The following is a 13,486-nucleotide window of genomic DNA, read 5'->3' as shown; positions in this document are numbered from 1 at the left end:
GAAGTCATGCGACTGACCGAGCTGCCGCGCATGTGGGGTTAGCGTGTCTCCATCAAGCCCACACCCCGCAGCCAAGCCATCGGCAAGTCATTCGCTGCCAGATCTACAGCGCGAGGGCGTACGGGGTTTTGGTTGTTCCAGATAACATACTCGACATCTCCATCGGGCGCGCCAAAAGTCTCATAGACCGAAGGCATGATCGGCACATGGTCGCCGAACCAGCAGAGGCTGGCCGGTCGTTCACACCGGTCAAGCGACTGACGGAGTGTCGCGATCATCTGATCCGCGTTGCGCAAGTGGCGTAGGTAAATGGTCAGATCATCGCAGCCTGCCGGCGGCTGGACCGAATACAACGCATCAACATCCGTTGGAATTACCCTTTCGAGGTGAAGGGGCCCATGGTTCTCCATCGTAATGACGAAGAGGAACACAGGGCCTGTGGCTTCACGCAAGAGCGCGGCAACCTTGTCGGCCACGGCGGCATCGCCGATGTAAGGGCCAAAGCGCATCGTGTCGTCGAATGCGCGAACATCCAGAAATTCGTCGAAACCCAAGCGCGGATAAACGCGGTCACGCTGATAGAAGCTCGCGGGGTAGGGATGGATGCAGACCGTGCGATAGCCCAGTCCCTTCAGGTAAGACGCCAGCGACGGCGCATCGCCACCGGCCGCGATCGCCCGATACGGGTTAAAGCGATGCACGCCCAGCCTGTCCTCATCGATGCCGGTGAGAAAAGCGAACTCGGTGCGCACCGTATTAGCTCCCCAGGCCGGAACCTTCAACTTACCGTAAGCCACGGCATCGACCTTGAGACGGTCAAACTCGGCCAGCACTTCGGGACGGATGCCAGCAAAAAGCGGTCGCGGGTCGAAAAATGATTCGCTTTGCACCGCTACCAGATGCGGCAACTCGCCTTTTTCGCGGGTGGAAGGCAAGAACTCGAAAGGGGACGCCACTGCCAACGGCGCACTCTCTTCCTGGGAATACCGCCAGAGAGATGCCAACAAACCCAACGCACGGACATCCCGCACTGGCTCAAGACTGACCGGAAGCGTTTTCCAGCTACCCACCAGTAAAAGGAGCGCACTCCCGACAAACACCACGGCAATTCCGCCCAACTGACCCGACCAGACAAAGCGTTGGAGAGGGGTTTCCTCCATCCACAGCCCCACGGCGACCGCCAGCACGAACCCCGCTGCCGCAGCTAAAAACTTCCCCCACCCCAGAAACGGGATGTAGAGGCGAGGGTGCCGTATCGTATCGGTGAAATACTCGTAATCCTGGAACACAAAGGGCTCGCGCAAGGCCTTGAACTTGGCGTTGTTCACCAGCACCACCATCAGCAGAAAAGCTGACACGGCTGCAGCGGCGAACCAAGGGCATCCCAGGAGCAGCGCCAAAACCGCGTAAGAGGACATCCACAAGCCCCCATGCAAAGCCCAGGCGGCCCAGGGGCGCGCGAATGACGGGCGCGGCGTCATCAGACGTTCAATGGTTACCGACAAGGCAAGCCCTGCCGCCGCAGCAGAAAGCACCGCCACGAAAGCGCCATCAACGTTCACCTGGAGCAAACCCTAACCAGCGCAAAATATTGGTCGAAAGCGCGGCAGGTAACACCGCCAGCCACCACGTCCCCCAGTTCAGCGGAAACGGGAAACTGATGCGTGCCTTGTCCCGCGCCAATCCGCGCCGGATCGCCTTGGCTGCCCGCTCGGGGGGCCACAGAAAAGGCTTCGGCCCAGGCATGGCGTCACACATGGGCGACTTCACATAGCCAGGCATGATCACATTGACTTTGATGCCATGAGGCGCAAGCCAACCCCGTAATGCCTCGCCATAAGCCTTGAGACCGGCCTTGGTGGCGCAGTAGGTTGGCGTCACTGGAAGACCAAAATACGCTGCCAGCGAGCTGACCAACGCAATCTGGCCGCAGCCGCGCGCTTGCATCGCGGGCAATACCGCCTGCACGATGAGCATCGCCGCTTTCAGATTCACGTCCAAAAGCGCCTCCACCTCATGCCACGGCTCCGGCTCGCCGTTGGGGCCGATGTGAGTATTCATTCCTGCGTTGATGATGACCAAATCCAGCGGCCCTAAATCTTCCAACCATGCCCGCAGCGCGGTGAAATCCCGCATATCCAGCCGCATCGTGACCACCTCCGCGCCAAGCCCCTGGCAGGCCGTCGCCATTTCCTGCAAACGCTCGGCATGACGACCGTGCAGGTAGAGCGTCACCCCCGGTGCGGCATATTCACGCGCCAGTGCACCGCCGATAGCACTGGTTGCGCCGGTAATCAGAACGCGGTACTTCGCCGTCACAGCAGCGCCTCCAAGGGCGAACATTCAGCCATCAGCACGTGCGCCGCATTGTCCACGGCCAGGGCGATACCACGCGCGCAGTAAAACCCGCCGTTGATTTGAGTGGCACGGATGACCACGCGGCGAAAACGGCGGAACAACTCCCCATCAGGCGGTGACGGTGCCTGCCAAAACTCATCCAACCGAACCTGGCTTGTCAGACCTGGGAGGTTGTAAATAGGATCACTGAGCGTCAGCGTGGGCGTCCCCTGCTCCAGCGCGACGATGCCCGCAGTGCTGTTGACTGTCACCACACCGCGCGCCTGTTTCAGCAAGGCCAGCAAATCACCGTCCTCAAAAAAATGAATCCGCCCAGACAGGCCCAACCGCCGCGCTGCCTGCTTGATGATCCTGTCATAAGGCATCAGCCCCATATCCAGCGGGTGGTTCTTGATCACCAAGTGATGGTCGTGCGGCGCATTGCGCGCAAACGATTCCGCCACATACTCGATCACCTCCCCCATATCACCAAAGCGAGAGTGATCGCGAATCTGCGCATCCGAGTTGAGCTGCAATGGGAGCACGAAATACGACCGCTTTCGCGCGATGAACGCCCCCATCCGCTCCCGTTCGCGCTTACCAAAGAGACGCAACCACGCGAAGCGTTTGAGGTAGCCCGCATACTCCAGCGGCGCATAGATGCCGTGCGGTCGGTAGCGGGGAAACAGCACCGGGTTGGCAGCGTTGGCCACATGGTAGACCACATCGTGCATCGCCCGCTTCCAGAACGGAGAAAGAAAGGACACCACGCTCTCAGGTTCGTCCAACGCACCCCCTACCTCCCAGAACCAGTCTGGATCCCGCGGCAGCAACGAATGGCCGTTCACCCCCTCCCGCTCTAGTGTCACCCAATAAGGACGGAAATACCCTTCCTCAAATACATGCGTGCGCACACCGCAGACCTCGCCGTGCTCCGCGGCAGGCCGATGCACTGGCCTACGGTCACCGAACAAGATTTGATCGGTAATGCCGTGGCGGCGGTAGAAATCGTCAAGGAAATCGCGCAACGCTGTCAGTGGCTCCCGAAACCACCATGCAGGACGCCCCCCCCAATACGCGGCGTCGCCAGCGCAAAAGTGGATGCGATGCACCGCATGCCCTTGCGCACGGAGCCGGTCAGAAAGATGCGCGAAAAAGGGCGTGGCTGGGCCTTGTAGAAACAGGAACGCGCGACGCATTAACGTACCCCCACCACCCGGCGCAACACCAAGCGAGTGAGATGACGCCACCACGGGGTCTTGCTGCCCGATCGGGTGCGCCAAAGCTGCAGACGCTCCAGAGCCTCCTCAGGTGAAATGCCCCCTCCATGCTCATAATCGAGATAGCGCGGATAAAGAATCAAACAACCAGCCACCAACTCATCGAGCGTCAGCCGCCGCGTGCGCCGTGGCAATGGCACGACATCTTGCGTCAGCCCCCATCCCGCATAAAACGGCTGGCCATAGCAGATCACGCGCTTACCGCGCAAAAGCGCCTCGAACCCGGCGAGCGAGGTCATGACATGCACCTCATCCACGGCAGACAGCATCCCATCCATCGGCGCCTCCAGCACGATTTCATCACACCAGCGAGCCGCATCAGTCTCGCCCGCGCCCCGTGCGCGCAAACCCGCCACCACGTCGGGATGGGGCTTGTACACTACATACGCCTCAGGATTCGCTTCGCGCACGGCGCGCAGCAAATCGAGATTACGCCGGATACCCGGCGCACCAAAGGCAAGGGAGGCGTCCGTCTCCACCTGCCCCGGCACAAGAATGCGTAACCTTCCGTTCACGGGCGGCTGCCAAACCGCCGCCCCCACGTTGTACTTGGTCAGCCCCGCCGTAACGAGCGACAGGCGCAAGGCCTGGGCACGCGCAAGCAGCGCCTCGCCGAACTTGACCGTCTCCAGCAACACCTCCAAGTCTGAGGGCTGCGTGGCATCGAAATACATGCCTTGAGCATCCACCACCAGCGAGAGCGGGCGAATCAAATCCGCCCCCAAGCCGACCGAGCGCAGAAACCCATCCTCCAGGCGCAACAGACGCACGCCATCAGGCAACCCTTGCGGCGTGTGCATCCCCCACACCGCCAACCACGCCCCCTCGGGCAGCTGATCGACGTGCTGGATGAACACCACGCGCTGCCCGGAAAAACACAAGCGCACTGCCTCCCGTTTCCAGCGGGAGAACCCCAGCGCATAGATGACCGGTGCCTGTTGCCAAGGTTGGGTAAGCATCAGCCGCGAATCTCCAGGCCGATCCCCCGCAGAAAGGACTCGACCGCGCTGAAATGCTCCGCCCAGGTCGGTGCCTTAAACCCCTGCATCCGCTCGAGTTGAGCAGCACGCAACGCGCTTTGGGGCTGTGCGTAATCCAAAATCACACGTCGCCAACCCGGCCCATCGAGCGGGTCGAGATATTCGGGTATCTCCCCCGCAATCTCGCGAAATACCGGCAAATCGCTGGCAATCACCGGCACTCCGAAGGAGAGGGCCTCCGCCAGCGGTAACCCATATCCTTCGACGAAGCTGGGGAACACTAAGGCACGTGCATGATGCAGCCACGTTGCCAGTTCTACATCGCTCGCGCGGGAAATCTCTACCACCCGTCCACGTAAGGCTGCGGATCGCTCCAGCAGATCAACCACCTGCTCGCATTCCCAGCCCCGTTGGCCGATGATCACCAGGTGCGGCGCCGCACCCCCCAGGGCTTTCGCAAACTCCCTCCAAAGGTGCAGCAGCAGCAGATGGTTCTTGCGCGGCTCGATGGTGCCCAGCATCACGAAATATGGCGTAGCCAATGGCGATTCGGGCGACGGTAGGGGTAGCCTCGCCCCCGCCAAGGGCGCGATCACGTGGGGAGGTATCGGCAGACCGTGCGTGCGCGCGTGGGACTCCAGGGCATGGGCCGTGTCGCGGGAGTTCACCACGATTCCCCGTGCGTTGGACAGCATCGTCTGCACACGCCGAGCGTGCCGCTCGGGCTCACCTGCACGGGCATACTCGGGATGCGTGATCGGGATCAGATCATGCAAAAAAAACACCGGCCGCAGTCCGTGCTTCCGGACCCGCACGCCATAGTTCGGCCGATCCAGCCCGCTGTGGCCCATGTTCAACAAGACAGCCCCTCGCGGTAACCCCTTGAGGACGCTTCGCGGAAGCGCTTTGGCAACCCACCAACGCACCCGTCGATTGAATCCTTCGGCGGGCAAGAGCAAAGCAGCAAACAGACGGTCCGAATCCTGCTGGGACAGCATCACCCAGAAGCCACGCCAGCGGATCAATGCGCGGCTTTCCCCCCCGAAGCGGCGCACATATTCGAGACAGACCCGATCCACGCCAGTAGGCAAACGCCCCTGCATCTGGCGATCCACCAAACGGGTGACATCCAGCAGGAACGCTCCCGTCGACATTCCTCCATCGGTCATTTAGACAGATTCACCAGACTGCTCACCGAGAAAATCGACGACGTCAGGATATTGAGGAACTTCTGCAGCTCAGCCGCAGGAGCGTTCGACACATACAGCACATCCTTGTTTCTGATGGGGAAGTTTTGCGCGATCAGGAAAGTGGCCGGGTTTTTCAGATCGGCGCGATAAATAACCGGTACCTTGCCTTCCGGCGTCTTGGGCAAATCCTTGCCGCCATTCTGAAACACTGAAGGGTCCTCAAAGCGGAAAATGAACACGCCCTGCGCATCCGCGCGCGCATCCTGCAAGCCACCGATGCGACCCAAAGCCTGCGCAAGCATAATGCCCTGCGCCTCGAAATTGATCTCCTCGTTCTTACCCGTCGCCCCCAGTGCCACGAAGCTCAAGGGCTGGAAGCTCGCCGTTACCACATCCCCCGGTTGCAGCAGGATGTTCTGTGCTGGATCCTGAATGATGCTCTCCAGCGGCATGGCCACCACCTTTCCCGCACGGGAGAGCTGGATCGTCGTCTTGCCCACCGGCTGACGCACCCCACCCGCCGCCGCCAAAGCATCCAAGAGCCGCTCGCCTTTGGCCGTAAGAGGCATCCGCACACTTTGTGCAACCTCCCCCACCACCGTGACATTGGCCGTGGCATTACGCGTCACCCGCACCAACACCTGAGGCAAATTGGCCTTACCGGAAAGACGACGGACAATCTCTTTCTCGATTTCCTGGGGCGATTTGCCGGAGACGAGAATGCTCCCCGCGAATGGCACATTGATCGAACCATCGGCCGCCACCATCTGCTCCGGTAGAGTCGTCACACGGGTGCTACTCACGCCCAGCTTCGGATCGATGGTCGCCGCACCAAAGAGCACGGCCGGTGGCGCTTCCCACACCGACACCTCCAAAAAATCCCCCGGCCCCACGGTATAGCCCCGGGGGGTCACCTCCGACAGGGCAACAGCAAAAGAAGCGTGCTTTCCCGCCGCCATTACGGCACGAGCCACAGCATCTGTCACTTCAATCACTGGAATCGGTGACACGACTTCCTTCTGCTCTGCCACCTGCGCCCGGCTAGGCCCTGCAGAAGCAATCCAGTCGGGGAAAGTGGCGCAGCCGGAGAGGCTAAGCAATCCCAACAATACAAACAAGACAACAGGATTGCCGCGCCTCAACCTGAACCCTTTCATATGGACAACCCATTCCTCTAACCTCACCCTATTCATCCTCTATCATCCAGCGTAGCGTCTCATCCAATGGAATATCCTTAAGCTGGCCGATCACCGATTCCAGACGAGTTCGGTCCCCCAGCAAGATTTTGACTTCGTTTTCCCGTACCAACGCCGGATTCACCCGAACCTCCATGTCATAACCGGAAATGTTCCGCGCCATGAACAGAATATCCTGCAACGTGTAAGCTTTACCCGAGCAGACATTGAAGGTGCCGCCAATGGCAGCCGGCGTTTCGAGCAATCGCCGGTAACAGTGCACCACCATACGCACATCGGAAAAATCGCGTGCGATATTCAGGTTTCCCAACTCGATAAAGGCAGCCCGCCGGCGTGCGTGGGCGACGATCTTTGGAATCAGGAAATGCTCGGCCTGACCGCGTCCCGTATAGTTGAATGGACGAACGATGACCATGGGTAAACGGTCAACATAAAGCCTCGCTACGTACTCCATCGCCAGCTTGCTTATGGCGTAATCATTAGCCGGCGCTGGCGGAGTCATTTCATCGAGCGCACCGCCCTTCGCATTGCCATAAATATTCGCGCTGCTTGCCAGTAACACGGTCTTCAGCGACGAAGACATGGGCAGCAGTGCCTCAAAAAGATGCCGCGTACCCAGCAGATTGGTACGATAGATGGCTTCAACATCCTTGTGGGCCAAGAAAGAAATCGCCGCCAAATGCACAACGACATCCGGCTGCACCGTTTCGACCACCACGCGCAGCTGCGCCGGATCAAGCAAATCGCACACGAAAACTCGAGAAACGAAAGGCAATGAAGAAGATGGCTCGCGGCGCACAAGGCCGAACACCTTATAACCTGCGCCAGCCAGCTCCTCAGCCAGATAACGTCCAGTAAAGCCGGCGATGCCAGTAATCAATGCTCTCAAGTTTATTCTCCTCTTTTGCCAGCCTTCCTCGGAACCATTGCCAAGCAGTGCTTCGGTGTCGCGGCGCTGTGTAAAGCCTTTTCCGGTACATCAACGATAACGATCATTCCGGCCGCTTCACATGATAACTCGCCCGACACCCAACGAGCAGTAGCGATGCGCGACGCATGCACTCGGTTATCCGTCAAAATGACCACCCTCGTTCGTTTCGTCGAATGTCGGCTTCTACCATCATCGCACCGAGCTCCTCCAGTGTAGTCCTCGGTTCCCACCCGAGTTTTACTTTTGCCTTGGCAGGATTACCGATGAGCAGATCGACTTCTGCCGGGCGATAGTAGCGTGGATTGACGCGCACCAGCGCCTTACCGCTGGCTCGATCGATGCCTACCTCATTCTCATCGTGCCCCTCGAACACAAGATCAAACCCGGCCGCCTTGGCGGCCATGCTAACGAAATCCCGCACTGCCACCGTGCGGTTGGTGGCCAGCACATAAGTGTCAGGCTCATCGGCCTGCAGCATGCGCCACATGCCTTCCACGTACTCTTCGGCATAGCCCCAATCGCGCTTAGCATTCAGGTTGCCCAGTTCCAGGCACTCCATCTTGCCGAGCTTGATTTTAGCCATACCGTCGGTGATTTTGCGTGTAACGAATTCCAAACCGCGCAACGGACTTTCGTGGTTGAACAGGATCCCGCTCGCGCCGAAGATGCCGTAGCTTTCGCGGTAGTTGACGGTGATCCAGTGGGCATAGAGCTTGGCTACACCATACGGGCTACGGGGATAAAACGGCGTGCTTTCATCCTGGGGCACTGCCTGCACCTTGCCGAACATCTCGGAGGTGCTGGCCTGATAAAAGCGGATTTTCGGGTTGACGATGCGTATTGCCTCCAAAAGATTGAGCGGCCCTAAACCCGTGATCTGAGCCGTTGTCATCGGCTGTTCGAATGACACCCCAACGAAGCTCTGTGCCGCCAGGTTATAGACCTCGTCCGGTTGGGCGCGCTCCAAAAGGCGGATGCTGTCGCCTAGATCAGTCAGATCGTACTCCACCAGATGCAGGTTTGGGTGCTGGGCAATGCCCAGTTCCTTGATACGCCAAAAATTCACCGAGCTGGTGCGGCGGTAGGTGCCGTACACCGTGTAACCCTTGTCGAGCAACAGCTTGGCGAGATAAGCGCCATCCTGACCGGTGATGCCGGTGATCACTGCCGATGTCATGTTCAAACTCCTGTTGATTGTGTAAAAAACAGCGCTGTTATCGACGGCGCTTCGATTTCCCCTTCGATTTCCACTTCGCTTTCTTTGGCATCGTTTTCGTGGCTACAGACCAGTCATTTTTTGCGGGAAACACCTGCTTCGGTGGCACGTCACAGTCGGCGAGGGCCAGGGCATCTTCTCCTGCATCTGACAGGACAGTATCTACTCCATGGTCATCGCCGTTGGCCGCATCGCCGGTCTTTTGCGCTGCGTCGTCCGTGACCAGGGCGGATGCTTCCACCTTCTCTAGAACAATTCCATCTAACGTCAAATCGCTCCCCTCATCGACCCACAGCCGGAATTCAAGGTCGCTGACCGACGATTCCAGCGCGAACAACCGCTCGAATTGCCATTTGCCCCCACCCATGTCGTTCAACCCCTGATGCAGGAGACGCCGCCCACCCTGATCGCACACGACATCCACCCACTCATCGCCCGTGCACCTGGCCGCAGTGCCATGCACCGCCAAGCGGTAGCGCCCTGCCGACAAGGGTACATAGGGACCGAACACCAGGAAGCCGGCTCGCCCAGTCGTCCGCATTCCGCGTCCGGCCCGTTCGCCCACCTGGGTATGCAGGCGCGGGTCGTTGCCCCAATAGCGCATCACACCGTCGGGCAGCCAGCTCCGATACGGTGCGACCTGCCCAAGCGCAATGTCGAGCAAGCGCTGGGCACTTTGCTTCCAGGTCAGCCAGGGCATCGCTTGGGATGACGGCGCTCTGCCTGCTCGGTGCAGGTCGAGCCAGGTGCGAACAGCTTCGGCGATCACGGCGGGATTCTTGTCGTCTACGAAATAGAAGGCATGTTCGCCTGCCACCTCGCGAAACACCGGAATGTCCCGCGCGATGAGGGGGAGTTTGTGCTGGGCTGCCTCGATCAAGGGCAGGCCGAAGCCTTCGCTTTCGCTGGCGGCGATGAGGCAAGTCGAGACGGCATAGACCTTCTCCAAGTATTCGTCGCTAATGCCTTCCAGCCAGAACAGGCGCTTGCCGCGCTCGGGATGCATGCGAAGTTTGTCCACGAGCGCTTCGACCATCCAGCCCTGTTTGCCCACGATGACAAGATTGACGTCGACGCCTTCAGTCCAGAGTTGCTCAAACGCCTCGAGCGTCTGGGCATGCCCTTTACGCGGCTCAACAGTGCCTACCATCAGGAAACTCGGTCGGCTGCGCAACGTGGCGAGCACCTGCCCGGCATCCGCAGGCACTCCGGTGGTCGGCACGGAATGTTGCACATCTGCGCCCAGATGGAACCAAGCGATGGCAATGGGCCGCTCGCGCTTCGGCCCAAAGGCCGCCAGCCAGTCGGCCATCTCATCCGCGACTGCACGGGAGATGCACGCCACGCCATCGAAATCGCTGATGGTCTCCAGCCAGCGCCGGTGGGTCTCCGCGGCTGACTCTGGGAAACATTCCGGCAAAAGGACAGGTAACAGGTCATAAACCACAAACCACACCTTCACGCCGCGGTCGCGCCAGCGATGCAAAAAGGCCTGCTGGGCCGGAACGACGAGGGGTTGCAAATCCAGCCCGACGAAGACATCGCCGGCCCAGGCTTCGGCCGGGGCATCCTCGGTCCAATCGTCCGGGATGCCCAGAAAACGGCAGGTCCAGCGCCGCGCGTAGCGATAGCCCGGCGCATCCACTGTGGCGTACACCGGCTCCACCTGAAAGCCTCCAGGCGGGTTGTCTAACCACTCCCGCAGGATGGCGCGCACCACGCGCTGAATACCGCTTTTGCCGTCGCGCTGGACCAACTCCGAAACATCCACCAGCAACTGCCGCCGTCGCGGTGTGGGCGGAAAGTTGCGCGCGAGGCTTGCCGCCAGCCGCGGCCACTCCTCCTCGGGCAGCGGCTGGTGCGCCAAACCGGTCAAGAGGCCTGGCAAGCCCGCCTGGGCGCACTGGTAAAACCCTTCGATGGCCTGAAAGTACTGCTCGGCACAGCGGCGCGGCGCATGGAGTGTGCGGATGATTTCCTGTGCCCGCGCGCCCAAAGCGCAGCGCTTGTCGGCATCGCGGGCAAGCGTCGTGAGTGCCTCGATCAGCGCGTCGTCGGAAAATTCATCCGGCAGCATCCACACGCCTTGCGGATCCAGGTCGGCCATGCTGCCGTGGGCATTGACGATGATGGTGGGAAGGCCATAATTCATGCAGTCCAGCACCGTGCCGGAGGTCTCACCGCGGGAGAGGGTGCGCAGTTGCACGCCGATGTCGGCGGCGGCCAGATACCGGCGGAAAGTCTCGGCATCGGCCCAGCCGGTGATGCGGATGCGCTCGGGAGCTGCGCTTTCGCGGATGCGGCGCACGAGATTCTGGCCGTAGTCGCCGCCGTGGTTCTCGCCGACAAAGACCAGATGCGCCTTGGGGTCGGCCGCAAGCGGCGAGGCCAACCACGCCTCGAGCAAGCGGTGGTTGAGCTTATGCGGCCCCAGCAGGCCAAAGGAACAGACCAGCAAGTCGTCCGCCGCCAGCCCCAGCGCCCGGCGCGCCGCCTCGCGGCCTGCGGCCGACGCCGGGGCGCGCAGATGGGGGATGACCGTCCAGTCCGTTGCGGCGGCGTCGCCGTACCACTGGCGAGCGAGCGCCCCCGAAAATTCGCTGTGCACGATGACGCCCAGCGCCCCCTGTAAAACAGGAAGGTTGGCCGGATAGCGCCAGACGACCTCCGCCGTGTCGGGCGCGGTGAAGCGCTCGCGAACCGCGCGGTAGCCGTGGCTGTCCAGCAACGCCCGTGCCCAGGCATGGAGCGTCTGGCCGTGCACCTCCCGGTGCGCCTGGATGCCGGAGAGGAAAAAGTCGTGCAGCACCACAACGCCCGGAATCTCTTCCAGCAACGCGAACATGTGTTCGTGGAACGTGGAATTGCCGAAGTGATAGAGCACCCGGTCATAGCTTGCTGCGCGGGCGCGGAATTCAGCCACGGTGCGGATGAGGCAGTTAGCGCGGATGTAAGCATCGGTCACCTCGGGCTGGGCAACGATGACCTCCACCTCATACCAGCGGGTGAGTTCGGGGAGCAGTTCGGCGCTGTAGTCGGCAATGCCGCTCTTCTCGGGCGGCAGCGGCGAGACGTAAGCGAGCCTCAAGCGGTGACGGCCCGGCCCGGGAGCAGGCAAGGTGAAAGCCGGCCGTGCCGCAGCTTCCAGGGCGGCCAGCGCCCGCCGCGCGGTTTCGTCCCAACTGAAGCGCTGGCTTTGCTTTAGGCCATGGCGTTCGAGGTCGTGCCGGAAAGCGTCGTCCGAGAGCGCACGCTGGATTAACGCCGCCATCGCGCGCTCATCGAAGGGGTCGAACAGCGCGTCTTTCCGTCCCACCACCTCGGGGAGGCTCGAAGTATTGGCCGCCAGCACCGCCTTGCCGCAGCGCATGGCCTCCAGCGCGGGCAGGCCGAAGCCCTCGTGCCAGGAAGGAAACACGAACAGGGTGCAGGCGTTGTAGAGGGCGAGGAGATCCTCGTCCGGAACGAAACCCGTCAGCACCAGCTCATCCTCATCCAGCCTGGCCTCGCGCGCCAAGCGCAGTAGCCGTTCGCGCTCCGGAGGCTGGACCGCACACACCACCGCCAGTTGGTGGGTGCTGCGGATCGTCCGAGGCAGGGCGGCATAGGCGCGGATCAGGCCTTCGATGTTCTTGCGATGGTCGACGCCTCCCGTGTACATGACAAACGGACGCTTGATCCCGTAGGCCGCACGAAGGTGTGCCTGCTGCGCGTCCGACAGCCGGATAGACCGGAAGCGCGCGTCGCAGGCGGTCCCGATAGGCACCACCGCGGCGGGATCGAAACCCAGGTGATCGACCGCCTCGTCTCCGGACGACTCGGAAATGGACAGCAACAGGGTTGCGCGGCGCAGGTGGTCGATCTTTTCCAGATACCAGCGCTCGGCGACCGGATCGCGGAGATAGATATCGCGGTAAATGAGCGGAATCAAGTCATAGAGCACCACCGCCGTGGGCAGCCGCGTGTGCTGGCCGATGCTGGTGACGGCATCGTCACTGAAAGCATGACTCTCAAACAGGCTGGTGACCACGACCCAGTCCGACCGCAGGGAAGCGAGGAAGGCTTCGCGCACGCGCTCGGCGGCGTGCCGGCGCTGGGTGTTGGCTGGATCCATACCAGCCACGGGGCCAGGGGCTTCCCACACCACGATCCGCTCCTGCGGTAAGAGGCCTTCGAAGGCGGCGCGGATGGGCTCGATGGTGTCGGCAAAGGCTGCGTTCAGAGCGATAAAGATTTCATGCCCCTTGTCCTTGCGTGCAAGGGCTTGAGCAAACTGAAGGGAATAGCGCCCGATGCCACGATCACGGCTCGCTCCCTGAGCGCCTTGCAAATCTATTACGATGCGCATCACTGCAC

General features: G+C 61.1%; 9 protein-coding genes. All 9 read right to left on the bottom strand.

All coding sequences use genetic code 11. From position 1 onward, the window contains the following. Window positions 1–38: 38 nt before the first annotated feature. Entirely contained in the window at window positions 39–1,562 is a 1,524-nt protein-coding gene (locus ABD056_RS05085) for an LTA synthase family protein (protein WP_343865019.1), read from the bottom strand. Beyond that, entirely contained in the window at window positions 1,552–2,319 is a 768-nt protein-coding gene (locus ABD056_RS05080; RefSeq protein WP_343865018.1) for an SDR family NAD(P)-dependent oxidoreductase, read from the bottom strand. Before ABD056_RS05080 ends, ABD056_RS05085 begins: the two co-directional genes overlap by 11 nt. Next, a complete protein-coding gene (locus ABD056_RS05075) occupies window positions 2,316–3,536 on the bottom strand; it encodes a capsule biosynthesis protein (protein ID WP_343865017.1) in 1,221 nt (406 codons plus the stop codon). The genes ABD056_RS05080 and ABD056_RS05075 overlap by 4 nt, the downstream gene beginning before the upstream one ends. Next, a complete protein-coding gene (locus tag ABD056_RS05070) occupies window positions 3,536–4,576 on the bottom strand; it encodes a capsular polysaccharide export protein, LipB/KpsS family (protein ID WP_343865016.1) in 1,041 nt (346 codons plus the stop codon). The genes ABD056_RS05075 and ABD056_RS05070 overlap by 1 nt, the downstream gene beginning before the upstream one ends. After that, entirely contained in the window at window positions 4,576–5,766 is a 1,191-nt protein-coding gene (locus ABD056_RS05065; RefSeq protein WP_343865015.1) for a glycosyltransferase family 4 protein, read from the bottom strand. Before ABD056_RS05065 ends, ABD056_RS05070 begins: the two co-directional genes overlap by 1 nt. Further along, window positions 5,763–6,944, bottom strand: coding sequence for a polysaccharide biosynthesis/export family protein (locus ABD056_RS05060; protein ID WP_343865013.1), 1,182 nt, complete (start codon window positions 6,942–6,944; stop codon window positions 5,763–5,765). Before ABD056_RS05060 ends, ABD056_RS05065 begins: the two co-directional genes overlap by 4 nt. A 28-nt stretch (window positions 6,945–6,972) precedes the next feature. Next, the gene (locus tag ABD056_RS05055) at window positions 6,973–7,872 is read right to left on the bottom strand and encodes a GDP-mannose 4,6-dehydratase (protein ID WP_343865011.1); all 900 of its coding nucleotides are present in this window, start codon (window positions 7,870–7,872) and stop codon (window positions 6,973–6,975) included. A gap of 184 nt (window positions 7,873–8,056) precedes the next feature. Further along, on the bottom strand, window positions 8,057–9,091 hold the full coding sequence (gene gmd, locus ABD056_RS05050; protein ID WP_343865009.1) for a GDP-mannose 4,6-dehydratase: 1,035 nt from the start codon (window positions 9,089–9,091) through the stop codon (window positions 8,057–8,059). A 37-nt stretch (window positions 9,092–9,128) separates the two neighbouring features. Beyond that, complete coding sequence (locus tag ABD056_RS05045; RefSeq protein WP_343865007.1) at window positions 9,129–13,478, bottom strand: glycosyltransferase; 4,350 nt, start codon at window positions 13,476–13,478, stop codon at window positions 9,129–9,131. Window positions 13,479–13,486 lie beyond the last annotated feature (8 nt).

It is taken from the genome of Caenispirillum bisanense, assembly GCF_039523075.1.
Taxonomy (GTDB): Bacteria; Pseudomonadota; Alphaproteobacteria; order Rhodospirillales; family Rhodospirillaceae; genus Caenispirillum; species Caenispirillum bisanense.
Note: the sequence above shows the minus strand (reverse complement) of the source record. Positions and strands in the feature narration are given on the sequence as shown.

What these genes read in the sequence shown, in the direction of transcription:
- ABD056_RS05045 (WP_343865007.1), bottom strand. Translation starts at nt 13,478, where the DNA reads ATGCGCATCGTAATAGATTTGCAAGGCGCTCAGGGAGCGAGCCGTGAT.
- ABD056_RS05075 (WP_343865017.1), bottom strand. Translation starts at nt 3,536, where the DNA reads ATGCGTCGCGCGTTCCTGTTTCTACAAGGCCCAGCCACGCCCTTTTTC.
- ABD056_RS05060 (WP_343865013.1), bottom strand. Translation starts at nt 6,944, where the DNA reads ATGAAAGGGTTCAGGTTGAGGCGCGGCAATCCTGTTGTCTTGTTTGTA.
- gmd (WP_343865009.1), bottom strand. Translation starts at nt 9,091, where the DNA reads ATGACATCGGCAGTGATCACCGGCATCACCGGTCAGGATGGCGCTTAT.
- ABD056_RS05070 (WP_343865016.1), bottom strand. Translation starts at nt 4,576, where the DNA reads ATGCTTACCCAACCTTGGCAACAGGCACCGGTCATCTATGCGCTGGGG.
- ABD056_RS05065 (WP_343865015.1), bottom strand. Translation starts at nt 5,766, where the DNA reads ATGACCGATGGAGGAATGTCGACGGGAGCGTTCCTGCTGGATGTCACC.